At 65.4% G+C, this 25,093-nt stretch carries 28 protein-coding genes; 14 read left to right on the top strand and 14 right to left on the bottom strand.

The window, feature by feature from the left end; all coding sequences use genetic code 11:
- Positions 1–189 precede the first annotated feature (189 nt).
- A complete protein-coding gene (locus CLM74_RS14205; RefSeq protein WP_005410310.1) occupies positions 190–801 on the top strand; it encodes a superoxide dismutase in 612 nt (203 codons plus the stop codon).
- Between the two features lie 113 nt (positions 802–914).
- Here the strand turns inward: CLM74_RS14205 and CLM74_RS14200 are convergent, their stop codons facing one another.
- Entirely contained in the window at positions 915–1,751 is an 837-nt protein-coding gene (locus CLM74_RS14200; RefSeq protein ID WP_105164366.1) for an endonuclease/exonuclease/phosphatase family protein, read from the bottom strand.
- Positions 1,752–1,913: 162 nt separating this feature from the next.
- On the opposite strand from CLM74_RS14200, the gene CLM74_RS14195 reads away from it, so the two are divergent.
- A complete protein-coding gene (locus CLM74_RS14195) occupies positions 1,914–3,479 on the top strand; it encodes an oligopeptide:H+ symporter (RefSeq protein WP_025876741.1) in 1,566 nt (521 codons plus the stop codon).
- 7 nt (positions 3,480–3,486) lie between these two features.
- A complete protein-coding gene (locus CLM74_RS14190) occupies positions 3,487–4,113 on the top strand; it encodes a rhomboid family intramembrane serine protease (RefSeq protein ID WP_025876742.1) in 627 nt (208 codons plus the stop codon).
- A 58-nt stretch (positions 4,114–4,171) separates the two neighbouring features.
- Here the strand turns inward: CLM74_RS14190 and CLM74_RS21670 are convergent, their stop codons facing one another.
- Positions 4,172–4,333, bottom strand: coding sequence for a hypothetical protein (locus CLM74_RS21670; protein ID WP_167552091.1), 162 nt, complete (start codon positions 4,331–4,333; stop codon positions 4,172–4,174).
- Between the two features lie 208 nt (positions 4,334–4,541).
- Here CLM74_RS21670 and CLM74_RS14185 point away from each other — a divergent pair, with 208 nt between their 5' ends.
- From CLM74_RS14185 to cfa, 3 genes are read left to right on the top strand one after another with little or no spacing between them, the layout of a single operon-like run.
- Complete coding sequence (locus CLM74_RS14185; protein WP_025876743.1) at positions 4,542–4,844, top strand: GNAT family N-acetyltransferase; 303 nt, start codon at positions 4,542–4,544, stop codon at positions 4,842–4,844.
- Positions 4,845–4,880: 36 nt separating this feature from the next.
- The gene (locus tag CLM74_RS14180) at positions 4,881–5,762 is read left to right on the top strand and encodes a DUF3298 and DUF4163 domain-containing protein (RefSeq protein WP_105165031.1); all 882 of its coding nucleotides are present in this window, start codon (positions 4,881–4,883) and stop codon (positions 5,760–5,762) included.
- Between the two features lie 19 nt (positions 5,763–5,781).
- Entirely contained in the window at positions 5,782–6,897 is a 1,116-nt protein-coding gene (cfa, locus tag CLM74_RS14175) for a cyclopropane fatty acyl phospholipid synthase (protein ID WP_105164365.1), read from the top strand.
- A 911-nt stretch (positions 6,898–7,808) separates the two neighbouring features.
- Here the strand turns inward: cfa and CLM74_RS14170 are convergent.
- On the bottom strand, positions 7,809–9,977 hold the full coding sequence (locus CLM74_RS14170) for a M3 family metallopeptidase (RefSeq protein WP_080148431.1): 2,169 nt from the start codon (positions 9,975–9,977) through the stop codon (positions 7,809–7,811).
- A gap of 159 nt (positions 9,978–10,136) precedes the next feature.
- Between CLM74_RS14170 and CLM74_RS14165 the strand changes: the two genes are divergently transcribed.
- Positions 10,137–10,616, top strand: a complete 480-nt coding sequence (locus CLM74_RS14165; RefSeq protein WP_032978822.1) for a glutathione peroxidase — start codon at positions 10,137–10,139, stop codon at positions 10,614–10,616.
- 67 nt (positions 10,617–10,683) lie between these two features.
- Here CLM74_RS14165 and CLM74_RS14160 read toward each other — a convergent pair whose 3' ends face one another.
- The 4 genes from CLM74_RS14160 to CLM74_RS14145 form a co-directional block, all read right to left on the bottom strand.
- The gene (locus CLM74_RS14160; RefSeq protein ID WP_025876750.1) at positions 10,684–11,463 is read right to left on the bottom strand and encodes a ferredoxin--NADP reductase; all 780 of its coding nucleotides are present in this window, start codon (positions 11,461–11,463) and stop codon (positions 10,684–10,686) included.
- Positions 11,464–11,542: 79 nt separating this feature from the next.
- Entirely contained in the window at positions 11,543–13,414 is a 1,872-nt protein-coding gene (locus CLM74_RS14155; protein ID WP_105164364.1) for an ABC transporter ATP-binding protein, read from the bottom strand.
- 208 nt (positions 13,415–13,622) lie between these two features.
- The gene (locus tag CLM74_RS14150) at positions 13,623–14,072 is read right to left on the bottom strand and encodes a carboxymuconolactone decarboxylase family protein (RefSeq protein ID WP_025876752.1); all 450 of its coding nucleotides are present in this window, start codon (positions 14,070–14,072) and stop codon (positions 13,623–13,625) included.
- 36 nt (positions 14,073–14,108) lie between these two features.
- Positions 14,109–15,005, bottom strand: coding sequence for an RNA polymerase sigma-70 factor (locus tag CLM74_RS14145; RefSeq protein WP_105164363.1), 897 nt, complete (start codon positions 15,003–15,005; stop codon positions 14,109–14,111).
- Between the two features lie 147 nt (positions 15,006–15,152).
- Between CLM74_RS14145 and CLM74_RS14140 the strand changes: the two genes are divergently transcribed.
- The 4 genes from CLM74_RS14140 (at position 15,153) to CLM74_RS14125 (ending at position 18,244) form a co-directional block, all read left to right on the top strand.
- Positions 15,153–16,670, top strand: a complete 1,518-nt coding sequence (locus CLM74_RS14140; RefSeq protein ID WP_025876754.1) for a fumarate hydratase — start codon at positions 15,153–15,155, stop codon at positions 16,668–16,670.
- A gap of 289 nt (positions 16,671–16,959) precedes the next feature.
- Positions 16,960–17,196: a hypothetical protein gene (locus CLM74_RS14135; protein WP_144435779.1), complete on the top strand. Its 237-nt coding sequence runs from the start codon at positions 16,960–16,962 to the stop codon at positions 17,194–17,196.
- Between the two features lie 14 nt (positions 17,197–17,210).
- Positions 17,211–17,555, top strand: coding sequence for a hypothetical protein (locus CLM74_RS14130; RefSeq protein ID WP_234003373.1), 345 nt, complete (start codon positions 17,211–17,213; stop codon positions 17,553–17,555).
- 53 nt (positions 17,556–17,608) lie between these two features.
- The gene (locus tag CLM74_RS14125; protein ID WP_105164362.1) at positions 17,609–18,244 is read left to right on the top strand and encodes a glutathione S-transferase family protein; all 636 of its coding nucleotides are present in this window, start codon (positions 17,609–17,611) and stop codon (positions 18,242–18,244) included.
- A 94-nt stretch (positions 18,245–18,338) separates the two neighbouring features.
- On the opposite strand, the gene arsC is transcribed toward CLM74_RS14125, so the two are convergent.
- The 3 genes from arsC to CLM74_RS14110 all read right to left on the bottom strand — a co-directional run bounded on the left by arsC (position 18,339) and on the right by CLM74_RS14110 (position 20,442).
- A complete protein-coding gene (gene arsC / locus CLM74_RS14120; RefSeq protein WP_088101706.1) occupies positions 18,339–18,680 on the bottom strand; it encodes an arsenate reductase (glutaredoxin) in 342 nt (113 codons plus the stop codon).
- Complete coding sequence (locus tag CLM74_RS14115) at positions 18,680–19,834, bottom strand: phospholipase A (protein WP_032951931.1); 1,155 nt, start codon at positions 19,832–19,834, stop codon at positions 18,680–18,682. The genes arsC and CLM74_RS14115 overlap by 1 nt, the downstream gene beginning before the upstream one ends.
- A 122-nt stretch (positions 19,835–19,956) precedes the next feature.
- Positions 19,957–20,442, bottom strand: a complete 486-nt coding sequence (locus tag CLM74_RS14110) for a DUF456 domain-containing protein (RefSeq protein WP_033831531.1) — start codon at positions 20,440–20,442, stop codon at positions 19,957–19,959.
- Positions 20,443–20,679: 237 nt separating this feature from the next.
- Between CLM74_RS14110 and CLM74_RS14105 the strand changes: the two genes are divergently transcribed.
- Positions 20,680–20,889 carry a cold-shock protein gene (locus CLM74_RS14105; RefSeq protein ID WP_025876765.1) on the top strand — a complete coding sequence of 70 codons (210 nt, stop codon included), beginning with the start codon at positions 20,680–20,682 and terminating at the stop codon, positions 20,887–20,889.
- Between the two features lie 88 nt (positions 20,890–20,977).
- Here CLM74_RS14105 and CLM74_RS14100 read toward each other — a convergent pair whose 3' ends face one another.
- Both CLM74_RS14100 and CLM74_RS14095 read right to left on the bottom strand, forming a co-directional pair.
- Positions 20,978–21,475, bottom strand: a complete 498-nt coding sequence (locus CLM74_RS14100) for a glycine zipper 2TM domain-containing protein (protein ID WP_033831530.1) — start codon at positions 21,473–21,475, stop codon at positions 20,978–20,980.
- A 130-nt stretch (positions 21,476–21,605) separates the two neighbouring features.
- Positions 21,606–22,040: a cytochrome c gene (locus CLM74_RS14095; RefSeq protein ID WP_025876769.1), complete on the bottom strand. Its 435-nt coding sequence runs from the start codon at positions 22,038–22,040 to the stop codon at positions 21,606–21,608.
- Between the two features lie 79 nt (positions 22,041–22,119).
- On the opposite strand from CLM74_RS14095, the gene CLM74_RS14090 reads away from it, so the two are divergent.
- The gene (locus CLM74_RS14090; protein WP_025876770.1) at positions 22,120–22,947 is read left to right on the top strand and encodes a tRNA threonylcarbamoyladenosine dehydratase; all 828 of its coding nucleotides are present in this window, start codon (positions 22,120–22,122) and stop codon (positions 22,945–22,947) included.
- Between the two features lie 78 nt (positions 22,948–23,025).
- Here the strand turns inward: CLM74_RS14090 and CLM74_RS14085 are convergent, their stop codons facing one another.
- Entirely contained in the window at positions 23,026–23,796 is a 771-nt protein-coding gene (locus CLM74_RS14085; protein ID WP_105164361.1) for a TatD family hydrolase, read from the bottom strand.
- Positions 23,793–24,008: a DUF6116 family protein gene (locus CLM74_RS14080; RefSeq protein WP_025876772.1), complete on the bottom strand. Its 216-nt coding sequence runs from the start codon at positions 24,006–24,008 to the stop codon at positions 23,793–23,795. Before CLM74_RS14080 ends, CLM74_RS14085 begins: the two co-directional genes overlap by 4 nt.
- Before the next feature lie 163 nt (positions 24,009–24,171).
- Between CLM74_RS14080 and CLM74_RS14075 the strand changes: the two genes are divergently transcribed.
- Positions 24,172–25,011, top strand: a complete 840-nt coding sequence (locus tag CLM74_RS14075; RefSeq protein WP_025876774.1) for a glycine zipper 2TM domain-containing protein — start codon at positions 24,172–24,174, stop codon at positions 25,009–25,011.
- Positions 25,012–25,093 lie beyond the last annotated feature (82 nt).

The following is a 25,093-nucleotide window of genomic DNA, read 5'->3' as shown; positions in this document are numbered from 1 at the left end:
TGTAGCGCCTGCGCGCTGCACCCTGCATGAGGGCGCGCGCCGCGTCACCGCTGCGTAACAATTGCCGGCATGCTCACCTGCAGGACGTAATTTCCTTTACATCCCCCTTGGTAATCTGGCGGTCTGTCCCCATCATTCACCGCGCAACGCCCGACACCGTCGGGTGCCCTCGCAATCAGGAGATGCATCATGGCCTACACCCTGCCCAAGCTGTCCTACGCCTACGACGCGCTGGAACCGCATATCGATGCGGCGACGATGGAAATCCATCACACCAAGCATCACCAGACCTACATCAACAACGTCAACGCGGCGCTGGAAGGCACCGAGTACGCTGACCTGCCGGTCGAAGAACTGGTGAAGAAGCTGAAGTCGCTGCCCGAGAACCTGCAGGGTCCGGTGCGCAACAACGGTGGCGGCCATGCCAACCACTCGCTGTTCTGGACCGTGATGGCTCCGAATGCTGGCGGCAACCCGGTGGGCGACGTGGCCAAGGCCATCGACAAGGACCTGGGCGGCTTCGACAAGTTCAAGGACGCCTTCACCAAGGCTGCGCTGACCCGTTTCGGCAGCGGCTGGGCATGGCTGAGCGTGACCCCGGACAAGAAGGTCGTGGTCGAGAGCACCGGCAACCAGGACAGCCCGCTGATGGAAGGCAACACCCCCATCCTCGGCCTGGACGTGTGGGAACACGCGTACTACCTGAAGTACCAGAACCGTCGTCCGGAATACATCGGCGCGTTCTTCAACGTCATCGACTGGAACGAAGTCGAGCGTCGTTACCAGGAAGCGATTGCCTGAGAACGGTAGCGCCGGGCCATGCCCGGCGGCTTCAACAGAAGGCCGGGGGAGACCCCGGCCTTTTTTGTTTGCGCATCAGTAGTGCCGGCCGCTGGCCGGCAACCTCATGGTTCTCATTCGGTGGTGGCAGCCACGTCCTGCAGCCGCAGCGTCGCCATCACGCCCAGGCGCAGGCCGGGCAGGTCGCCATCGGCGGGCAGCATGATCGCCTGCTGGCGGATGCCGCCGAAATGCTTGACCTGGAACAGCACATCCAGCCCATGGCCACTGGCGCCGCCGCCGCTGGCCGCCGGTGCGCCGGGATTGCGCCGGGCCGGCTGGAAGCCGGGGGTGCTGCGCACCAGCTCGACGGTGCTTGCGGAAAAATCCCCGGCGATCAGGCTCGGCATGCCCTCGGCCGTGGCGCCGATCCAGGTCATCAGGTCGCTGGTCTGATGTTGTCGGGCCGTGGCCTCATCCGGCTCCGGCCGCAGGCGCGCGACGTAGACGTTGACCTCGTTGTCGCCCAGCCGCAGGCGCATCATGCCGGCGGCACTGAAGGTGCCCGGCGGATGCAGCAGGGTGACGCCGTCCTCGCTGACCGGCAGCCGGCTGAGCATCGCGTTGCCATGCCGGACCGGCTGGCTCGGCGGGTCTGCGGTGACGAAATCGCAGCTGTAGCGCAGCCGGCTGGCCAACCAGCAGGCCGGGTTGCGCCCTTGCTGCTGCAGGACCTGCTGCACCGAGATCACATCCGGCTGCAGATCGGTCAGCAGCTGCAGCACCTGTTCGCGGCGCTGCTTCCATTGCCCTTCATCACGGCTGGGCAGTTCCAGCGCGGCGACGGTCAATTGCCGCACCTCCGTGGCAAGGCTGGCGGCCGGCGGCGCCTGCGGTCGTGCCAATGCAGGCACGGCCAGCATGAGGGCAAGGCAGCTGGACAGGATGCGGGCAAAGGGGAGGGGGCGCATAACGATAAGTTTACGCTTTTGCCGTGCAGGTTCCGTGACTTCCGGCAGGGCCGCACATGCCTGCCATGCTTTGGCGCGCCTGTCATGCAGCCCTGCAGCGTGCTTCGCACGCACAGGTTCCGGTACTCTTGCGCCTTTCGTTTTGCAGGAATGCCTTACAGGATGAGCCACGACGCAGTCGCCCCCATCGCCGGCCAGGGAAAGATGCCGCGCCAGATCCCGTACATCATCGGCAATGAGGCCTGCGAGCGGTTCAGTTTCTACGGGATGCGCAACATCCTGGTGCAGTTCCTGATCACCTCCCTGCTGCTGCAGGAAATCACAGCCGAAGGCCGTGCCGGTGAAGCCAAGGACATCATGCACAGCTTCATGATCGGCGTGTATTTCTTCCCGCTGCTCGGTGGCTGGCTGGCCGACAAGTTCTTCGGCAAGTACCACACCATCCTGTGGTTCAGCCTGGTCTACTGCATGGGCCATCTGTGCCTTGCGCTGTTCGAGGGCAGCCGTGGCGGCTTCTTCCTCGGCCTGGGCCTGATCGCGCTGGGCGCCGGTGGCATCAAGCCGCTGGTGGCCTCGTTCATGGGCGACCAGTTCGACCAGAGCAACAAGCACCTGGCCAAGATCGTCTTCGACGCCTTCTACTGGATCATCAACTTCGGCTCGTTGTTCGCCTCGCTGCTGATCCCGCTGGTGCTGAAGAACTGGGGCCCGCAGTGGGCGTTCGGTATTCCGGGCATCCTGATGTTCATCGCCACCTTCGTGTTCTGGCTGGGCCGCAAGCGCTACGTGCTGGTGCCGTTGCCGCCCAAGGACCCGCATTCGTTCGCCAATGTGGTGCGCACCGCGCTGACCACGCGGGTGGCCGGCCAGGGCCGTCCGGGCCTGGTGATCGCCGTGCTCGGCCTGGTGCTGGCGGTGGCCTCGTTCGGCCTGGTCGGCTCGCTCGGCATCGTGATCTGCCTGTGCCTGGCGCTGGTCTCGATCCTGGCGGGCATCGGTGGTGGCACCTGGCTGCAGCTGGACCGCGCGCGTGGCCAGCATCCGGCCGAAGCCGTGGAAGGCGTGCGCTCGGTGCTGCGCGTGCTGGTGATCTTCGCCCTGACCACGCCGTTCTTCTCGCTGTTCGACCAGAAAGCCTCGACCTGGGTGCTGCAGGGCCAGCAGATGCAGATGCCGAGCTGGTTCACCGCCTCGCAGATGCAGGCGCTGAACCCGCTGCTGGTGATGATCCTGATTCCGTTCAACAACCTGGTGCTGTACCCGGCCCTGCGCCGCTTCGGTTTCGAGCCCACTGCGCTGCGCCGGATGACCGCCGGCATCGCTTTCAGCGGCCTGGCCTGGATCGTGGTGGGTGGCATCCAGGTGGTGATGGATGGCGGCAATGCGATGTCGATCTTCTGGCAGATGCTGCCGTACGCGCTGCTGACCTTCGGTGAGGTGCTGGTCTCGGCCACCGGCCTGGAGTTCGCCTACAGCCAGGCCCCGCAGGCGATGAAGGGCGTGGTGATGAGCTTCTGGAACCTGACCACCACCATCGGCAACCTGTGGGTGCTGCTGTCCAATGCGGCGGTACGCAACGAGACGGTGACCCACCAGATCGCGGGGACCGGGTTGAGCGAGGCGGCATTCCTGATGTTCTTCTTCGCCGGCTTCGCCTTCATCGCGGCGTTGGCCTTTGGTTGGTATGCACGACGCTATCGTATGGTCGACAACTACCGCACCGCCTGAGCCTGACATGACCCCCGTCAATCTGCTGTTGATCGCCATCACCGCCATCCTGTCGTGGATGGCGTTCAACAACCGCAAGCTGGCCGACCGCCTGATCCTGTGGCCGCCGGCGGTGGATCGCCACCGCCAGTACGACCGCCTGATCACCTACGGCTTCATCCATGCCGACTGGTCGCACCTGATCTTCAACATGATCACCCTGTTCTTCTTCGGGGGGTTCATCGAGAGCGTGATGGTGCAGCTGACCGGCAGCTACCTGGTCTATCCGGCGTTCTACGTCGGTGCGTTGCTGGTCTCGATCCTGCCCAGCTACCTGAAGAACCAGAAGAACCCGAACTACCTCAGCCTCGGTGCGTCCGGGGCGGTGTCGGCGGTGCTGTTCGCCTTCATCCTGATCAAGCCGTGGTCGATCATCCTGGTGTTCTTCATTCCGGCGCCGGCGATCGTCTATGCCGCGTTCTACGTCGGCTACAGCATCTGGATGGACAAGCGCGGTGGCGATCGCATCAACCACAGCGCGCACCTGGCCGGTGCCGCGTTCGGCGTGATCTTCATGCTGGCCATGCAGCCGAGCATCTTCAGTCACTTCCTGCGCGAACTGTCCAACCCGACCTTCCGCCTCGGCGGCGGCTGAGGGTGGCCGGGGTCGGATCCACTGGATCCGACCCCCGGGGCTGCGGCCCCGCTCCGGGTCAGGCCCGGGTCTGCTGACCGTAGGTATCGAGCAGGCGGGAGAAGACTTCCTCGCCGATGCTCTGGAACGCCTGGTCTTCGGTCTGTCCCTCCACGGCCAGTTGCAGCAGGCCCTCCAGCAGGGCGTGATCGGTATCGGTTTGGGAATCGCTGGGGTGCATCACGGGCCTCCACGGCAGATCGCTTGGTCAACTGTCGCAAGGGGCATGCCAGGCTGGCGCACCCCTGCAGAGGGGTTAGCGGCCGGTTGGCCTGAAGCTTGAGGGCAACAACTGACGCAACGGGCGCAGACTTGTCCCTGTTCAGACTTCACGCGATCATGGCGCCCGCGTGCGCACCATCCACGCAGTCGCCGCAGGAGACAGTCCCATGGCTTCGGTCACGCCCCCCGGTCTGGCTTACGAGGTCGAACACGATCAGGTCAACCACCGTTTCACCGCCCGTGTGCGTGGGCAGGTGGCACTGTTGGAGTACCAGATCAAGCGCAGGCGGATGGTCATCACCCATACCGAAGTGCCCGAGCCGATCGCCGGCCGCGGCATTGCCGGTGAGCTGACCCGGGTCGCACTGCGTTTCGCCCGTGAGCAGAAGTACAAGGTGGTGCCGGCATGTGCCTATGCCGAGGCCTTCCTGCAGCGGCACGAGGAGTACCACGATCTGCTTGTGGGCTGAATCCAGCGGGCCACCCTTCAGCCAGGGCAGGCGATGATGCATGAACATGAACAGGGGATCCCGATGAAGATTGGAAACAACCGGCCACTGCACGCCAGCGTGCTGGCCGGCGCTATGGGCGTGCTGTTGCTGGCCGGTTGCCAGCGCGAGAACGAGGCGGCTCCGGCCACCGATGCCGCACCTGCGGCCGAAACCACCGGCACCGCCGAGGCACCCGCGGCGGAAGCGCCGTTGGATCTGCGCGATGTGATCGAGAACAACGAACGTGAAGTGGTCGGCATCAGCTACCCGGCGGGCATCGATCGTTATCCGGGCCTGGCACGCGCGCTGCAGGCCTATGCCACCTCCGCCCGCAGCGATCTGCAGCAGGCGCTGGACGGGCTGGGCAACGACAAGCCGACCATGCCCTATGAGCTGTCGCTGAGCTTCGAGAAGCTGCTGGAGACGCCGCAGCTGGTGGTGGTCAGTGCCGACGGCAGCCGCTACACCGGCGGCGCCCATGGCGAACCGCTGGTTGCTCGTTTCGTGTGGCTGCCCGCGCAGCAGCAGATGCTGAGCGCCGAGAAGCTGGTGGCCGATGCCAAGGGATGGAAAGCGATCAGCGATTTCGTCGCCGACCAGCTGCGCGAGCGTGTGGCCACCCGCCTCAGCGGCGAGGACATGGACCCGTCGCAGCTGCAGGAATCGCTGCGCAATGCCTCGCGGATGATCGCCGACGGCACCGGTCCGCAGGCCGACAACTTCAGCCAGTTCCAGCCGCTGACCGACGACAAGGGACAGATCACCGCGCTGCGCTTCGTGTTCCCGCCCTACCAGGTGGGTCCATACTCGGACGGCACCCAGACCGCCGATGTGCCGGCTTCGGTGTTGTTGCCACACGTGGCCAAGGACTACGTGGAGCTGTTCGCACGCGGGTAACCGTAGACGAGGAGGTGACGTGGATACAGGGTTGCAGGAGCGGGTCACCGGCCTGCTCCACGAGGCCGGGGTCCAGATCGATGGAACCCGGCCGCAGGATATCCAGATGCATGACCCGCGCTTCTTCGCGCGGGTCATCGCGCACGGCTCACTCGGCCTGGGCGAGAGCTACATGGACGGCTGGTGGGATGCCAACGTCCTCGACGAGTTCCTGTACCACCTGATGCAGGCGCACCTGGACGAACGGGTGCACGGCTGGCGCGAGGTGGCCGACGCCTTGAAGGCGCGCCTGTTCAACCTGCAGTCCGGGGCGGGCAGCTACGAAGTCGGCCGCCGCCACTATGACCTTGGCAATGACCTGTACCAGGCGATGCTCGGCCAGCGCCTGGTCTACAGCTGTGGTTACTGGCGCAATGCCGACGATCTGGATGGCGCGCAGGAAGCCAAGCTGGATCTGGTGTGCCGCAAGCTGGGTCTGCGTCCCGGGCAACGCGTGCTGGACATCGGCTGCGGTTGGGGCGAGGCGCTGAAGTTCGCCGCCGAACGATACGGTGTCAGTGGCGTGGGCATCACCATCTCGCAGGAGCAGGCCGACTTCGCCCGCAGGCTGTGCGCTGGCCTGCCGATCGAGATCCGGTTGCAGGACTATCGCGAACTTGGTGAACCTTTCGATGCGATCTTTTCGATCGGCATGTTCGAACACGTGGGCGACAAGAACTACCGCAGCTTTTTCGACGTGGCCCGGCGCTGTCTCTCGCCGCGGGGACTGCTGCTGTTGCATACCATCGGCAGCAACATTTCGCGTCACCGCACCGATCCGTGGATCGCCCGCTACATCTTTCCCAATTCGATGCTGCCGTCGGCGGTGCAGATCAGCCGGGCGTTCGAAGGGCGCTTCGTGCTGGAGGACTGGCACAACTTCGGTACCGACTACGACCTGACGCTGCAAGCCTGGCGGCGCAACGTGGAAGCGGCGTGGCCGCGGCTGGACGCGCGCTATGACGAACATTTCCGGCGCATGTGGCGTTTCTATCTGGCCGGATCGATGGCCAGCTTCCGCTGCCGGCATGCGCAGCTGTGGCAGCTGGTGCTGTCGCCGGAGGGCGTGCCCGGGGGATACGTGGCGCCGCGGTGATCGCCGGCGGAGGCGCGCAACCGCAGCAGCCCGCCGTCTTGCCGGGCTGCTGCGCCATCACCCTTGCGTCAGTTGGCGACGGTGTAGACGTATCCCAACGACGTGTTGCCGTGTCGGTTCGGGCTCTGACCTTGAAGTGCATCGGCGGCAGATTGCGTCCGCTCATGCGGCATTCCTCGAGCTCATCGACCTTGCAGGTGAACTGCGTCTCGGTGGGTTCAAAGCCCATGCCAATGTAGATGTCCAGGTCGGGATTGGCGCGCAGCTTGGTCGTCGTGTACCGGTTTGCCTTGGGCTTGACGACGCCGGAAATGCTCTCGCCCTCCATCAGCGTCACATTGATGCCGGCCGTGCGGGATCCGCCCGGAGCGGTCTGCAGGTTCCACGACAGACAGACCGCATCTGCCGGATCGTTGCAGGCGACCTCCTGCGTGTCGTACGCACGTCCTGCAGCCATGGCCTGGGATGCAGAAAAGATTGCGATGCCAGCCAGCACGCTGGCACACAGCAAGGGAGCTTTGAAGCGCATTTTCATGTTTTTTCACAACGGGAAGTCAGGACGATTGACTGGCGTTCGCACCTCCTGTGCTCGCCTCCCTCCGTGGTCGGTCGGGGCCGAGTGGGCCACAAGCGGCACCGCGCGTTCTGGGGCCACTGTCAAATTTCGTCGTGGAATGATCTTCTCCTGACAACTCCATTTGATTTGCGACAAGCGGTGTCGCGAACTGCTGTATCGGGCTGAATGAGGGGTATATAACGCGGCCATCTTCTTGCACCTACGTCATGGCAAGAGGCGAATGCGACAGCGGGTAAAAGGCCAGCATCGGCAATGCGCCAGGTCTGCCCCCGGCGAAAAAAAAACCGCCCGGTCTCCCGGGCGGTTTTCGTTTCACGCTATGCGGTGCCGACGATCAGTTGCCGGTGCCGGTCAGGCCACGCTTTTCCAGCAGCGGTTCGATCTGCGGCTCGTGGCCGGCAAAATCGCGGAACAGCTGCATCGCATCCACGCTGCCACCCTTGGACAGCAGGGTCGCGCGGAAGTGGTCGCCGTTCTTGCGGCTCAGGCCGCCGTTGTCGCGGAACCACTTCTGGGTGTTGGCGTCGAGCACTTCCGACCAGATGTAGGCGTAGTAGCCGGCCGAGTAGCCGCCCATGATGTGGCTGAAATACGGGGTCTTGTAGCGCGGCGGAACCGGCGCATAGTAGATGCCGTCCTTCTCCAGCGCGGCGCGCTCGAAGGCCATCACGTCCTTGGCGGCCGGGACCTGGTCCGGGCCGATCTGGTGCCAGCGCTGGTCGAGCATGGCGGCGCCCAGGTACTCGGTGGTGGCAAAGCCCTGGTTGAACTTGGCCGCGGCCAGCACCTTGTCCAGCAGTGCCTGCGGCATTGCCGAGCCGTTCTGGTAGTGCTTGGCGTAGTTCTTCAGGATGGCCGGATTGTCGGCCCACATCTCGTTGACCTGCGAGGGGAACTCGACGAAGTCGCGCGGCACCGCGGTGCCCGAGAAGTACGGATACTTCACGTTCGAGAACATGCCGTGCAGGGCATGGCCGAACTCGTGGAAGGTGGTGCTCACTTCATCCCAGGTCAGCAGGGTCGGCTGGCCGGCCGGCGGCTTGGGAATGTTCAGGTGATTGGCCACCACCGGCTTGAAACCGGTCAGCTTGGACTGCGAGACGTACGAGTTCATCCACGCACCGCCGCGCTTGGAGGCGCGTGCGTACGGGTCGAAGATGAAGATCGCCAGCTGGCTGCCGTCGGCATCGAACACGTCATAGACGGTGACGTCATCGTGGTAGACCGGCAGGTCGGTGCGCTGCTTGAACGTCAGGCCGAATTCCTGGTTGGCGGCGAAGAACACGCCGTTCTCCAGCACGTTCTTCATCTCGAAGTACGGCTTCAGCTGTGATTCGTCGAAGTTGTACTTGGCCTGGCGCACCTTCTCGCTGTAGAAGGCCCAGTCCCACGGCTCCAGCTTGAAGGTCGGCTTGCCGGCGGCCTTCTGTTCCTGGTCGATCATTGCCTGCAGGTCGGCGGCTTCGCGCTTGGCGTTGGCCACCGCTGCCGGGGCCAGCTTGCCGAGCATCGCATTGACCGCTTCAGGGGTCTTGGCGGTCTGGTTGGTCAGGTTGTAGGCGGCGAAGTTGGCAAAGCCCATCAGCTTGGCCTTGTCGGCGCGCAGCTGCATGATGCGCGCGACCAGCGCGGTGTTGTCGAACTCACCGCCGCGGCTGCCGCGGGTGGTGGACGCTTCGTAGATCTTCTGGCGCAGGGCACGGTTGGCCAGGTTGGTCAGCGGCGGCTGGCCGGTGGTGTTGAGCAGGGTGATCACGTACTTGCCGTCCAGGCCACGAGCCTTGGCGGCTTCGGCGGCAGCGGCGATCTGCTCCTTGGACAGGCCGTCCAGTTCCTTGACGTCGTTGACGGTGATCGCCGAAGCGTTCACTTCCGACTGCACATTCTGGCTGAACTTGGTGCCGAGGTTGGCCAGCTCGGCGTTCATTTCCTTCAGCTTGGTCTTGTCGGCCTCGGACAGCTTGGCGCCGGCGCGCACGTAGTTGTCGTAGTACTTCTCGACCAGGCGCACGCCTTCAGCGTCCAGGCCCAGGGTGGTGCGGCTGTCATACAGCGCCTGGATGCGCGCGAACAGCTTGCCGTTCAGCGCGATCGCATCGCTGTGCGCGGCGAACTTCGCCGAATAGTCGGCCTGCAGCTTCTTGCGGGTGTCGTTGGTGTCGGCGCCGACCAGGCTGAAGAACACGGTGGTCGCGCGGTCCAGGGTGTCACCGCTCTTTTCCAGGGCGATGATGGTGTTGTCGAAGGTCGGCTTGGCCTTGGTGTTGGCGATCGCCTCCACTTCCTTCAGCTGCTGCGCCATGCCGGCGTCGAAGGCCGGGGCGAAGTCGCTGTCCTTGATCTTGTCGAACTGCGGGAAATGCAGCGGCAGCGGGCTGTCGGCGAAGAACGGATTGGCCTGCTGGGCATTGGCAGCGGCGGCCGGGGCGGCGGCGCTGGCCGAATAGGCGGGCAGGGCAAGGCCGAGGGTCATGGCCACGGCAAGGGCAAGGCGGGTGGTCAAGGTCGATACTCCGGTAAGGCAAACAAGGGCCCGAGGGTAACCCGGCCCGGCGCGCCCGCACTTGTGTCAAAAGGCATGTTGGCAAAGCCACCCCGCAGCAGGGCCACCCCCTGGGTGGCTGCCCGGGTACCATGCAATCACCGCCCACGGCCATCCGCCATGACCACTGCCTACGATTTCAGCTTCCGCGACCTTGAAGGCCAGCCGCAGGCGTTGGCACAGTACCAGGGCCGTCCGCTGCTGCTGGTCAACGTGGCCAGCCGCTGTGGCTTTACCCCGCAGTACACCGGGTTGGAACAGCTGTGGCAGGACTATCGTGATCGCGGCCTGGTGGTGATCGGATTTCCCTGCAACCAGTTCGGCGCGCAGGAGCCGGGCGATGCCGCGCAGATCCGCCAGTTCTGTTCGATCGATTACCCGGTCAGCTTCCCGCTGTCGCAGAAGATCGAGGTCAATGGCGAGGGTGCCGACCCGCTGTGGGCATGGCTGTCGCAGCAGAAGCGCGGGCTGCTGGGTATCGCCCGCATCAAGTGGAACTTCAGCAAGTTCCTGGTCGATCGCCAGGGCCAGGTGGTGGATCGCTATGCGCCGACCACCAAGCCGGAGCAGCTGCGCGGCGGCATCGAGGCGCTGCTTTGACCGGTAGCGCCGGGCCATGCCCGGCGACCGATATCCGCCGGGCATGGCCCGGCGCTACCGAGGCGGCTTATTTCTCGACGAACGCGCGCTCGAACACGTAGTGCCCGGGCGTACCGATGCGCGGCGAAGTCTGGAAGCCACGGCTGTCCAGCACGGTGCGCAGGTCGGCCAGCATCTGTGGGCTGCCGCAGATCATCGCGCGGTCGTTTTCCGGGCTCAGCTCGGGCAGGCCGAGCGTGCGCTGCATCTCGCCGCTTTCCATCAGCGAGGTCAGGCGGCCCTGGTTCGGGAACGGCTCGCGGGTCACCGCCGGGTAGTACAGCAGCTTGTCGCCAACCATTTCGCCCAGGAACTCATGCTCGCGCAGTTCCTTCTCGAAATAATCGCGATAGGCCAGGTCCTTTTCGTAGCGCACACCGTGGCACAGGATCACCTTGTCGAAGCGCTCGTAGGTCTCCGGGTCCTTGATCACCGACAGCCACGGCGCCAGGCCGGTGCCGGTGCCCAGCAGGTACAGGTGCTTGCCCGGGTGCAGGTCGCTGATCAGCAGGGTGCCGGTGGGCTTCCTGCCGACCAGTACCTTGTCGCCTGGCTTGATGTGCTGCAGGCGCGAGGTCAATGGACCGTCCTGCACCTTGATGCTGAAGAATTCCAGCTGTTCTTCCCAGTTGGCGCTGGCGATGGAATACGCGCGCAGCAGCGGCCGCGCATCGGTCTCCAGGCCGATCATCACGAACTGGCCGTTCTCGAAGCGGAAACCGCTGTCACGGGTGAGGGTGAAGCTGAAGTAGGCGTCGGTCCAGTGGCGGACCTCAAGCACCGTTTCGGCGCCGAAAGCGGAGGACATGGGCGTATCTATCGGAAGTCGTCGGGACAATTCTATCTCAAATGAGACAGGTTCTCATTAGGCGGAACGAGAGGCGTTCTCAGCGATAACCGGCCGCCTGCAGTTCGAACAGTTCGGCATACCGGCCGCCCTGTGCCATCAGCTGCTCGTGCGTGCCGCTGGCTTCGATCCGGCCATCGGCCAGCACCAGGATGCGGTCGGCCATGCGTACTGAAGAGAAGCGGTGGGAAATCAGCACTGCCGTACGATTATCCGCCAATTCCCTGAACCGCTGGAACACCTCGAACTCGGCGCGGGCGTCCAGTGCCGCGGTGGGCTCGTCCAGGATCATCACCTGTGCATCGCGCATCCACGCACGGGCAATGGCGATCTTCTGCCACTGCCCACCGGACAGGTCCACGCCCTGCTGGAAGCGGCGGCCGATCTGCTGGTCATAGCCGCCGGGCAGGGCAGCGATCACTTCCTCGGCCATGCCGCGGCGGGCGGCATCGGAGATCCGCGCGCGGTCGTCCATCGCTTCGACCTGGCCGACACCGATGTTCTCGCCGGCGCTGAGGTTGTAGCGCACGAAATCCTGGAAGATCACGCCCAGATTGGCGCGCAGGTCGTCCAGGTCGTAGTCGCGCAGGTCGCGCCCATCCAGCAGGATGCGGCCTTCGTCCGGTTCGTACAGGCGTGCCAGCAGCTTGACCAGGGTGGTCTTGCCCGCGCCGTTCTCGCCGACCAGCGCCAGTACTTCGCCCGCGTGCAGGTGGAAATGCAGGTGGCGCACGGCCCATTGCTCGGCATCGGGGTAGCGGAAGCCCACGTCCTCGAACACGAAGCCCTCGCGGATCGGCTGCGGCACGCGCACCGCGTCCTTGCGCGAATGGATTTCCGGTTCGATCTGGAAGAACGAATACAGGTCGTCCAGGTACAGCGCCTGGCTGGCCACCTGCGAGAACCCGATCAGCAGGCCTTCCAGCAACTGGCGCAGGCGCAGGAAGCTGCCGGCGAGAAAGGTCAGGTCACCGATCGAGAAATCGCCACGCACCGTGCGCCAGGCGATATACGCATACGCGGTGTAGTAGCCCAGCGTGCCCAGCGCGGCCAGCAACGTGCCCCAGAACGCCCGCCGCCGGGCAAGCGCGCGGTTGGCCAGGAACAGTGCCGCCGACAGGCTGCGGTAGCGGTCGACCAGGAACCGGTGCAGGTTGAAGATCTTTACTTCCTTGGCCGTCTCCACGCTGGCACCGAGCTGGCGCAGGTAGTCCAGCTGGCGGCGCTCCGGCGTCCACAGGAAGTTGAGGCTGTAGCCGGCCGCATTGAAGTGCGACTCGCCGATGAAGGCCGGCACCAGCGCCAGCGCCAGCAGCAGGATCAGCCACGGTGCGTAGACCAGCAGGCCGACGGCCAGGCTGGCAACGGTGATCGCATCCTGCACCTGGCCGAACAGCTGGCTCATCAGGTTCATCCGGCCCATGGTCTGGCGCCGTGCGCGGTCCAGCTTGTCCTGCAGGTCCGGGTCCTCGAAATCCTCCAGGTCCAGGGTCGCCGCATGTTCCATCAGGCGCACGCTGGTGGCGTTGGCGAACAGCTCCGACAACAGCGCATCGGCGTAGCTGACCAGCCGACCGAGCAGGTCCGAGGCGATCGCCAGGCCGAATTCCAGTGCCAGCAGGCCGAGCAGTGGATTGAGCAGGCCGCTGGACAGCGCCTCGCCCATCGGCGGAAAACCGGCTCCGTGCTGGCTCAGGTGCAGGGCGGTATCGATGATCAGCTTGCCGACGTACAACATCGCCACCGGCAGCAGCGCACGGATCAGGCGCAGGCCGAGGCTGGCCAGGGTCAGTGCGCGGCTGGTCTGCCACACCTGGCGCAGGAACGGCGGCAGGTTGCGCATCGCCTTGAAGCGTTGGCGCAGGCTGGGTTTCTTGGCGCCGGCAGCGCCGGCAATGGGAGAGGCGGGCATGCCGCCATTGTGCGCGCCTGATACGTGCAGGTGGGGTCAGGGCAGCCGTGTGGCCGCACGGGGTCGGATCCCTTTGCTGTGCAAAGGGCTCTGACCCCATCGGCCCGAATCGGGTCAGAGCCCTTCGCAATGCGAAGGGCTGGACCCACCCGCATCCACGCATGGCGTGGATCTACCGAGGCCAGCGCGAGACTGGCCCCGCCGAGAATCACGGCAGCGGTGGCAGCAGCCCAGCCCCCAGCCGGTTCCAGGCATTGATCACTGCAATGCCCATGCTCAGGTCACTGATGCCTTTTTCATCAAAGTGAGGTGCCAGCGCATCGAACGCCGCCTGCGACGGTGCGCCATCGGTCAACCGGGTCAGCGCCTCGGCCCAGCCCAGCGCCGCGCGCTCGCGGTCGTCGAAGAAGCGGCTTTCGTGCCAAGCGGGCAGCGTATCCAGCTTGCGCGGTTCGATGCCGCCCTTGCGCAGCGCCGTGCCGTGCATGTCCATGCAGTAGCCACAGCCATTGAGCTGCGACACGCGCAGGAACACCAGTTCCATCAACGTCGGATCGATCGAACTGTCATGCACCGCCTTGCTGGTGGCCAGCAGGCCCTTGAAGGCATCGGCGGCCAGGCGGGTGTAGGGAACGCGGGGCGAGGCGTGGTCGGACATTTTCGGCTCCACGGCGGCCACGGTGGCCGCCTTTCATTACAAGGACGCCGCAGCATCGCCGCGCGTGACAACCGACGGCAATTTGTTCGGATTGAGCACGCTGTAGAGATTGGCGATGCGGCCATCGACCACCTCAATGGTGGTGATCGAGTGCAGGTGGTCGCCTTCGAAACGCAGGATCGCCGGTTCGCCATTGACGTAGCCGAGCTGTGCCGGATGCGCCGCGCCGCGACGGGCGATGGCCCAGTACAGACGGCCGATACGCTCGGCACCCAGCAGTGGTCGCACCGCTGCGGTGACCACGCCACCGCCATCGGAAACCAGCAGCGCGTTGGCATGCAGCAGCGCCTGGATGGCCTCGCTGTCGCCACGCTGGGAAGCGTCCATGAAGCGCGCCAGCAGTTGCCGGTGCTGGCTGGCATCGGCATTGAAGCGCGGCCGCCCAGACTGTAGGCGCTGCCGGGCCCGGTGCACCAGCTGGCGGCAATTGGCCTCGCTGTGGCCGATCAGCTCGGCAATCTCGCGGTAGTCGTGGTCGAAGGCTTCCTTCAGCAGGAAGGCAGCGCGCTCCTCCGGTCCGAGCTGTTCGAGCAGGGTCAGGAAGGCCACGGAGACGTCGTCGGCCAGCGCGTGCAGCTGCGCGGGGCCGGGCGCCGGGTCGGGTTCGAGGGTGATCGCCAGCGGTTCGGCCAGCCACGGGCCGACATAGTGGGTGCGTTCACGCTTGGCTGCCCGCAGCCGGTCCAGCCCCAGCCGGGTGGTGGTGGTCACCAGCCAGGCCTCGGGGTCGACGATGGCGGCCGCATCGCTGCCGGCCCAGCGCAGCCAGGCGTCCTGGACCACGTCCTCGGCGTCGCTGCGGCTGCCAAGAAGGCGGTAGGCCAGCGCCATCAGGCGTGGGCGGTGGGTCTGGAAGGCGGTTTCGGCGTTCATGTGGGCAAGGACGCGCCAGCGGGGCGCAGCGTGACAGAGGGCAGGGTCGGATCTTGCCGGCCAGCGGCCGGCACCACCACCCCACGGTCGAGGGAGGGGGTAAAATGGGCGGATTACCCCCGCCAGCCTTCAGCAAGCGAGCAATCCGTGACATCGATCAAGCAGGAAGACCTCATCCAGTCCGTCGCCGACGCGCTGCAGTACATCTCGTACTACCACCCGGTCGACTACATCAAGAACCTTGCCGCCGCCTATGAGCGCGAGGAGTCGCCGGCAGCGAAGGAGGCGATCGCGCAGATCCTGATCAACTCGCGGATGTGCGCCGAAGGCCATCGGCCGATCTGCCAGGACACCGGCATCGTCACCGTGTTCCTGGAAATCGGCATGGACGTGCGCTGGGATGACGCCACCATGGGCGTGGAGGACATGGCCAACGAAGGCATCCGCCGCGCCTACCTGTACCCGGACAACAAGCTGCGCGCTTCGGTGCTGGCCGATCCGGCCGGCAAGCGCATCAATACCAAGGACAACACCCCGGGTGTGGTCAACGTCAAGGTGGTGCCGGGCAACACCGTGGAGGTGATCGTTGCCGCCAAGGGCGGTGGCTCGGAAGCCAAGACCAAGTTCGCCATGCTCAACCCGTCCGACTCGATCGTCGACTGGGTGCTGAAGACCGTGCCGACCATGGGCGCGGGCTGGTGCCCGCCGGGCATGCTCGGCATCGGCATCGGCGGCACTGCCGAGAAGGCGATGCTGCTGGCCAAGGAAGCGCTGATGGAGCCGATCGACATCACCGAGCTGCAGGCCCGTGGTGCGTCCAACCGCATCGAGGAACTGCGTCTGGAGCTGTACGAGAAGGTCAACGCACTGGGTATCGGTGCGCAGGGCCTGGGTGGCCTGACCACCGTGCTCGACATCAAGATCAACGACTACCCGACCCACGCGGCCAACCTGCCGGTGGCGATGATCCCGAACTGCGCCGCCACCCGCCATGCGCACTTCACCCTGGATGGCAGCGGCCCGGTCATGCTGGATCCGCCGTCGCTGGAAGACTGGCCGAAGCTGACCTACGACGCGTCCAAGGGCACCCGCGTGGACCTGGACACGATCACCCCGGAAGACGTGGCCAGCTGGAAGCCGGGCCAGACCCTGCTGCTCAACGGCAAGCTGCTGACCGGCCGCGACGCCGCGCACAAGCGCATGGTCGACATGCTCAACAAGGGCGAGGAACTGCCGGTCGATCTGAAGGGGCGCTTCATCTACTACGTCGGTCCGGTCGATCCGGTGCGCGACGAAGTGGTAGGCCCGGCCGGTCCGACCACCGCCACCCGCATGGACAAGTTCACCGAGCAGGTGCTGGCACAGACCGGCCTGCTGGGCATGGTCGGCAAGGCCGAGCGCGGTCCGGCCGCGATCGAGGCCATCAAGAAGCACAAGTCGGCCTACCTGATGGCCGTCGGTGGTTCGGCCTATCTGGTGTCCAAGGCGATCAAGGCGGCCAAGGTCGTCGGCTTTGCGGACCTGGGCATGGAAGCGATCTACGAGTTCACCGTGGAAGACATGCCGGTGACCGTGGCCGTCGATTCCACCGGCGAGTCGGTGCACAAGACCGGCCCGCGCGAATGGCAGGCCCGCATCGGCAAGATTCCTGTCGTGGTGGAGTGATCGGCGCGGCGTCGACCACGCCCGTCCGATTGCAGAACGGCGCCCGGGTGGCGCCGTTCTTCGTTTAACGATTGCAACCGCGCGGCTTTGCTAGGGTGTGCGCGTTGCCAGGCAAGGGAAGCTGTTTGTGCGTCAAGGAATACGCAATGTTTTCGCCGCAGTCGCCCTTGCCTTGATGGTGGGCTGCGCGCCGCAGTATTACGTCGAGCAACCCACCAGCGAGGCCGGCCGTGTGTGTGCGGCGGGGTGTGCGCAGCGGCACATGCAGTGCGCGGATCAGGCGCGTTCGATGGCCGAGATGGCGCAGCAGAGCTGTCAGTCGGGCAAGGAGCGCGTCATCGACAGATGCAGCGACATCGTTGACGAAAAGATGCGGCATCGTTGCGAAGGTGCACGTGGCGCCGGCGCGTACTGCGCCACCGCAGCCAACACGCGCGCCTGTGATGCGACCCGGGCGCAGTGTGTACTCGACTGCGGCGGATCGGTGAGCGAAACCCGTTCTTCTGGCAGTCTTCCGGTCTATTGAACAAGGAGTGTCCTGTGAACCTGTTGCGTAGCCTTTCCCTTGTCACCCTGCTGGTCATGGCCGGCTGCAGTACGTCGTCCTCGTCGTATGGCGGTGGGGGCGGCTTCAGCGCCGGTGCCCAGTGCCAGATGCAGTGCCAGGCCAGCTATCGCAGCTGCATGGCCGAAAGCCAGGGGATCGGCAGCCGCCAGTCCAGCTGCGAGCAGCAGGTGGCACCGACGCCGGACCAGCGCTGCAAGGACATCGAGCATCCGGAACTGCGCCGTTCCTGCGAGTTGAAGGCGCACGACTGCACGCTGCGCGCACCGATGATGGGCTGCGGCGAGCGTCGTGATACCTGCATGAGCACCTGCGGCTGACCACGCCGGGGACAGCGCGCATAATCAGCCGTTCCCCGCCCAGGACAGGTCCTATGCGCACCACCTTGTATGGTTCCACCAGCACCGCCTCGCTGGTGGTGCATTGGCTGCTGATCGAGCTCGGCATCGAGCACGAACTGGTGCTGCTCGATTTCGAAACGCGCGAGCACAAATCAGATGCCTACCTGGCGCTCAATCCGGCGGGCAGGGTGCCGACCCTGTTGATCGACGACCAGGTACTGACCGAGGCGGCCGCGATCGCGCTGTATCTGGCAGACCGTCATCCGCAGGCAGGGTTGTTGCCTGCCGTCGGCACGCCGGAACGCGGCGAGGCCTATCGCTGGATGTTCTGGTGCGCCAACACCGTGCAGCCGGCATACCGCGCCTGGTTCTATCCGCATGAAGCAGCGGGTGGCGAGTGCATCGAGGCCGTGCGTACGATGGCCCGGCAGCAGTTGGAGGCGGCCTGGCAGCACGTTGCCGCACACCTGCAGGACGGCGGTCCCTACCTGCTCGGCGATGCGCCGGGCGTGGTCGATTTCATGCTGGTGATGTTGATGCGCTGGTCACGCAACATGCCCACCCCCAGCGACCACTGGCCGGTATTGAAGGCGTATGCGGAACGCCTGAAGGCGCGCCCGGCGTTCGCCGAGGTCTATCGCCGCGAAGGCATCACCGACTGGCGGTAACCCGTTCTGTAGAGCCGGGCCATGCTCGGCTGCATTCACGGGTGGTACGCAAACCGCAGCCGAGCATGGCTCGGCTCTACCAAAGCGGGGCGGGTTACAGGATCTCCAGCACCGTTTCCGGGGGCCGGCACAGGCGGGTGCCCTTCGCGGTGCGTACCACCGGGCGGTTGATCAGCCGTGGGTGGGTGGCCATCGCGGCCAGCAGGGCGTCGTCATCGCTTCCCTGCAGGCCCAGTGCGGCAAACTCGGGTTCCTTGCTGCGCACCAGCCCGGTCGCGGCCAGGCCGGATTCGGCCAGTACCTGGCGCAGCGTGGCCACGTCGGGCGGGCTGCCGAGATAGTCGATCACCACCGGTTCAAAACCGGCGTCGCGGATCAGCTTAAGCGCCCCGCGCGAGTTGCTGCACGCGGGGTTGTGCCAGATCGTCACATCCATCAGAACCACTCCAGCAGGGACACGCCCACGCCGACGTAGGTCGCCTTGTGGTTGTAATCGATCAGGCTCTCGCCATAGCCGTCGAAGATCTGCACATGGCCGCGCAGCAGGTTGCTGATCGGGAAGCCGTAGTCCAGCTGCAGCGCGCCGTGCGAGCGGTCACCGGTGCGCAGCGAATGACGTGCCATCAACGAGACCTCGTGACCCTTGTGGTTCCAGGTCAGGGTCGCGTCGCCGCGGCCCATGTAGTCCTCGATGTCCGGGTTGTTGTCGTCGCTGCGGGTCTCGGGAATGCGGTACCAGGGACGCAGCACCAGTGCCCAGTTCTCGCGGTCGAGGCCGACGTTGAGGATCACCCGGTTCCAGCTGCGCGACAGCGGATCGGCACGTCCGTTGGACTGGTGGTTGAGGCTGATGCCGGTCATCCGCCCACGCCAGCCACCGATCGAGTAGCCGTTGCGGAACACCATCATCACTTCCGGCTCGTAGTTGGTCTCGCGGAACGGGCGCGAGTCCTCGCCGTTGTAGGCCTGCCAGCGCGAACTCTGGGTATAGCCCGCCCAGATGTCGCCGTTGTCGCCGAACAGGTTCTCGGCGATCTTGGTCTTGAAGCTGATCTGGAACTTCAGCTCAGCGCTGTCCAGCACCTGCGGGGTGGTCACGCTGTTGGCCGGGTTCGGCGAGTGCGGCATGGTGTTGCGGTCGCTGGTCCAGAATGCCGGCAGCAGGTACACAGGCTTGTACGCGCGCAGCTGGAACGGGCCCAGCTTGGAGTCCTCGGCCAGTTCCCAGCGGCTGTCCAGCAGCGAACCGCGGCCGGCATTGGCAAGTGCGCTGTCCGGCGCTTCGGACCGGAACAGATCGCTGACACGCTCGCGCAGCTTCTCCTCGCCCTGGCTCACCCGCGTGGTGTCGCGCTGCTCGCGACGTGCCTGTGCGGCGGCTTCGGCGGCCGCATCAGCTTCGGCGGTGGCCTGAGGCGTACGCCCGAACTGGCGGTCGTAGCAGGCCAGACGGGCAGCATCGGTCGTGATGGCCGCGCAGGCGGCCGGCGAGGCTTCGGCGCTGGGCGCGAATTCCTGGGCAGCCACAGGCGCGCTGGCCAGGGCCAACGCCAGCGGTGCAAGGCGGGGAAACAACGGAGAGAGGGTCATTGCAGCAGGCCCTTCGGAATGAATGCGGAAAGAGGGACAGTGTGGCGGCTGCATCCGGTAACGGCCAGCCCCACGGGTTTATGCCCGGCGTGTGCGTGCGCGCTGCGTGAAGGCCGCATGCTTCACAGGAACCAGGCGAAGGCGAACAGGCCCAGCATCGCGATCACCAGCGCCAGCTTCAGCGCCAGGCCCAGCAGGATGCCAAGCCAGGTGGCCAGCCCGACCTTGGTCGAGCGGCCGAGCTCGCGGGTATGCCAGTACTCGCCCAGCAGCGCGCCCAGCAACGGCCCTGCGAACAATCCGATCGGCATGAAGAACAGGCCGACGATGCTGCCGATGAAGGTGCCCCAGAGCGCTTTGCGGCTGGCGCCCACGCGCTTGGCGCCAACTACGGTCGCCAGCACGTCGACCAGCAGCGACAGCGCGGTCAGCACGCCGAGGATCAGCAGAGTGGGCCAGCCGACATGGACGAACCCGTCTGCCCAGGCCGCCAGCACCAGCCCGATGAAGACCAGTGGGATGCCCGGCAGGGCCGGCAGGACGATGCCGGCGATGCCGATGAGGACAAAAATGACCGCTAGCAGATACAAGATGAATGAGAGGTCCATGCTGTCCAGTATGGTTGTCTTTTTGGGGTTGACAGTGAAAGGTTTTTGCCAGTTGCTTTTTCGTTTTGGTCGGGTTAAGTTGCAGTCGCTGAGCTTGGCAAGGTCACCGTGGATCGTGGCCTGATGAAGCAAGATCGTTCCGATCCGCTGCATCGATGCACCTCGCTTCCCCCTTGCTTGTCAGCCGCCCAACAGGCGTATCCAACAACAAGTAGAGAGTCAAAGGGAGTTAGTGAGATGGCTGATCGCGAGAACGGTACCGTGAAGTGGTTCAATGATGCCAAGGGCTTCGGCTTCATCAGCCGGCAGAATGGCGAGGATGTGTTTGTGCACTTCCGTGCCATCGAGACCCAGGGCTTCAAGAGCCTCAAGGAAGGCCAGGCTGTGAGCTTTGAAGTGGTGCAGGGCCAGAAGGGCCTGCAGGCTGACAAGGTCCAGCCGGCGTAATACCTGCCGCTTGCCGGCATGAAAAAGGCCCGCGCAAGCGGGCCTTTTTTTGTTGCTCCGGTTCTGATCGGCCGGGGCCCGCTGCGGTTCAGCGCAGGATGACCTTGCCGTTGACCACGCGGACATAGGTGTTTTCGCGGATGCCGCCGAGGTCGCGCTGGTTGACCACGATGGTGCGGCCGTCATCCATGCGCACGCTGATGTCATACGTATCGCTGGTGACGTTCTTCTGGATCTGGTTGCCCGCCAATGCGCCACCCACGGCGCCAGCGGCGGCGGCGATGTTCTTGTTGCCGCGGCTGCCGCCGGTGTGGTCGGAGATCTCATGGCCGGCAACCGCGCCGACGATACCGCCGAGGATCGCGCCGGTGGCGGAGGGCGCGGTACGGCCGGACTGCACGGCATTGATGCGGGTGACGATGCCGCAGTCGGCGCAGCGGCCCTGGTTGTAACCGGAGTTGTTGCCGTAGCCGCCGTTGTTGTAGCCGCCGTTGTTGTAACCACCACCGCCGTAGCCCGGCGAGGTGGCACAGCCGGCCAGGCCGACGGTTGCGATGACACTGGCGGCGATGAGCTGGATCTTCATGGGGCATCTCCTGGCCGTGAAGGCGGGTGCGTTGGGTGGTACTGCGTCATGCAGCAGGGTGAGCGAATCCTCCTCTTTCCAACGTGAACAAGGCGCCAACCACATCGGCCTTCGCCCACTCGAAGATGAATCAGCGGAAGTCCTGATGACAGGCCCGGCAATCGTCCTGCAGTGCCTGGACCTGCTGCGCCAACGCGTTGCAGTCGATCGGCGGGCTGGCCAATGCCGCATTGAGATCGGCCCGGTACTGGCTGGCGTGCTGCTGGAACTGCCGGCTGTCCTTCAATCCGGGGAAGGCCTGGTCCAGATCGTTGGACAGCAGGCGCAGCACCTGCAGGCGCGGGACGCTGTCGGCCAGGCTGCAGCGGTTCTGCTGCTGAGCCTGCTGCAGCAGATCCGCCTGCCGCTGCATCACCTGCATCAGGCTGTCCGGGAACGGATCGCGGCGTGCCTGCAGTGCGCGGCCGACCATCACCGTGGCAATCAGGCCGATCAGCAGGCCCAGGCCGAGCACGAACAGATAGCGGTAGGCGGTGGACGGGCGGCGGGGTGGGCTGGCACTCATGGCGGGCGCTCCGGGCGTGCAACGGTGGGTTCGGCGTCGTCGTGCTGTAGTCAGGGGACCTGCACGTTAAAATAGCCGGATGAACGAACAGGTCAAACAACGCTTCGCCGGTATTGAACGGCTGTATGGCGTCGGCGCGCTCGAGCGCCTGCAGGGCAGCCGTGTTGCCGTGGTCGGCATGGGCGGCGTCGGCTCGTGGGTGGTGGAGGCGCTGGCGCGCTCGGCGGTGGGTCATCTGGCCCTGATCGATGCCGATGACATCTGCGTATCCAATACCAACCGCCAGCTGCCGGCGCTGGAAGGCAACTACGGCCGCAACAAGGCCGAGGCCATGGCCGAGCGCTGCCGGGCGATCAATCCGCAGATCGAGGTCGACGCTGTGCAGGCGTTCCTGACCCCGGCCAACATGGCCGAACTGCTGGACCGCGGTTTCGACCTGGTGATCGATGCCTGCGACAGCTTCCGGGTGAAGGTGGAAACCATCGCCTGGTGCCGCCGCCGCAAGCTGCCGTTGCTGACCGTCGGCGCGGCCGGCGGCCGTACCGATCCCACCCTGGTGCGCATCCGCGATGTCTCGCGCACCGAGCATGACGCGATGCTGGCGCTGATCCGCAAGAAGCTGCGCAGCGAATTCAACTTCCCGAAGAATGCCAAGCGCTATTTCGGCGTGCCGGCGGTGTATTCGCTGGAAAACGTGAAATATCCGCAGGCCGATGGGAGTGTCTGTGGCCTGCGGCCGAACCTGGGCGCGGATGCGGCCCTGAAGCTCGATTGCGGCGCCGGCCTGGGCGCGGCCACCCACATCACCGGTGCATTTGCATTCGCGGCCGTGGGCAAGGCGCTGGAGATGCTGCTGGAGCCGAAGAAGGTGAAGGCCGAAGTGGCCGAGGATCACGCCGACGCGTGATCGGTAGCGCCGGGCCATGCCCGGCGAGCGCATAGCGCGACCAGCACAATGCCGCCGGGCATGGCCCGGCGCTACCGGTCAGGCGGGCAGGTTGAACAACCGCCGTGCGTTGTCCGTGGTGGCCTGCGCCACTGCATCCAGTTCCATCCCGCGCAGTGCGGCGATGTGGCGGGCGATGACCGCCAGCCGCGCCGGCTCGTTGCGCTGGCCACGGATACCCGCGTCGGGCTGGTCCGGCGCATCGGTCTCCAGCAGCAACTGCTCCAGTGGCATCGTGCGGACAAGCCGCTGCAGGCGCTGCGCTCGCTCGTAGGTCAACGGTCCGCCCAGGCCAAGCAGGAATCCCAGCTTGTGCAATTGTGCGGCCTGTTCCGGGCTGCCGGAAAAACTGTGCACCACCCCGCGCAGGCCACCGATGCGGCGGATCGCGGTGATCACCGCATCCACTGCACGGCGGGCATGCACGATCACCGGCAGGTCAAACTCGCGCGCCAGCGTCAGCTGGCCGAGGAAATAGTCCTGCTGGACCTCGGCATCCAGGCCCTCGACGAAGAAATCCAGCCCGCATTCGCCGATCGCGCAGGGCTGCTCCTGTTCGATCCATTCACGCAGCTGCGGCAGGTGTTCTGGCCGGTGCTGGTCCAGGAACATCGGGTGCAGGCCATAGGCGGGGTAGAGCCCCGTCGCCTGCTGGCAGACCTCGCGCAGCTTTGGCCAGCTGGCCGCAGTGACCGCCGGAACCACCTGCCACTGCACGCCGGCAGCGCGTGCGCGCTCGATGACCGCCTCGCGGTCAACGTCGAATTCGCTGGCATCCAGGTGGCAGTGGCTGTCGACCAGCAGGTTCAACGCTGCTCCAGGGGCGGTGGCGTGGTCGCGCTGCGGCTCTTCCAGTTGGCCAGCAGCAGGGTGCCAAAGCCCAGCATCAGTTCGTCGACGAACGGAATCGGGTCGGGGATGAACAGGGTCAGCGCGAACAGGCCGGCGGTCAGCTTGAACAGGGTGGGGTAGCGCAGCCGGCGTGCCCATTGCAGGACCGGCAGCAGCATCGGGTTGGCCATGGCGGAGGTCCTCCTGGGGAATGTGCAAACGCTACCACGGGCCCAGCATTTCCAGATGCTGAATGGGTTACGGCGGTGAGCAGGAAATGTGGAGATTCCGTTCAGGCACCGCATGCTGCAATCTGGCCTGAGAACGTTGCGGACGGTCCGCAAGGAGCAGGTCATGAAAAGCACAACTACAACTGTCCTGGTCGCAGCGGGCGCGCTGCTGGTCGGTGGTATCGCGACCGCCGCCTTCATGAAGAGCGGCGACAAGTCGCCGGAGCAGCTGAGCGCCGGAAACCCGAGTGAATCGCGCCTGGTCGATGGCAATGCCACCGACGATGGCGCACGCGGCGACGCAGTGGACGCCAGTGCGCCGCGTGGCCTGGAATACGCCGATGTGCTGAAGGTCGATCCGATCACCGAGAAGCAGAAGGCCTATGCCACCGTGATCGGCACCGATCCGGTACGCGAGACGTCCACCACCCAGACCCCGCATGAGGTCTGCCAGGACGTGGTGGTGCAGGAACGCCTGCCCGAGCGTGATGGCAACGTCGGTGGCACCGTGGTCGGTGCCGTGGTCGGTGGCCTGCTGGGCAACCAGGTGGGCGGCGGCAATGGCAAAAAGGCCGCGACCGCTGCCGGTGCCGTGGCCGGTGGCTTCATCGGCAACCAGGTCGACAAGCGCCATGTGGGTGGCCGTGTGGTCAACCGCACCGAGCGCCAGTGCCACACCGAAACGGCGACCTCCGAGTCGAGCCGTGTCACCGGCTACAACGTGACCTACCGCAATGAAGACGGCACCACCGGCACCATGCGCATGGGCAGCAAGCCGGGCAACCGCATTGCCATGGGCACCAGTGACGTGGTCAAGGGCTACAACGTGACCTACCGCTACGACGGCGCAGAGAAGACCGTGCGTATGGACAACAAGCCGGCCAGCGATCGCCTGCCGGTGGTGGATGGGCAGCTGGTCACCCAGACGGCTGCAGCCGGCGACGCGACCGCGAACCGTCAGTAATTCTCCGGCAACATCGGTAACGAACAGGCCAGCCTATGCTGGCCTGTTTTTTTATGGGTGGGGTTCATCCACGCGTGGTGTG

The sequence above is a fragment of the Stenotrophomonas sp. MYb57 genome (assembly GCF_002966815.1).
GTDB lineage: Bacteria > Pseudomonadota > Gammaproteobacteria > Xanthomonadales > Xanthomonadaceae > Stenotrophomonas > Stenotrophomonas indicatrix.
This window is presented reverse-complemented; position numbering and strand designations above follow the sequence as displayed.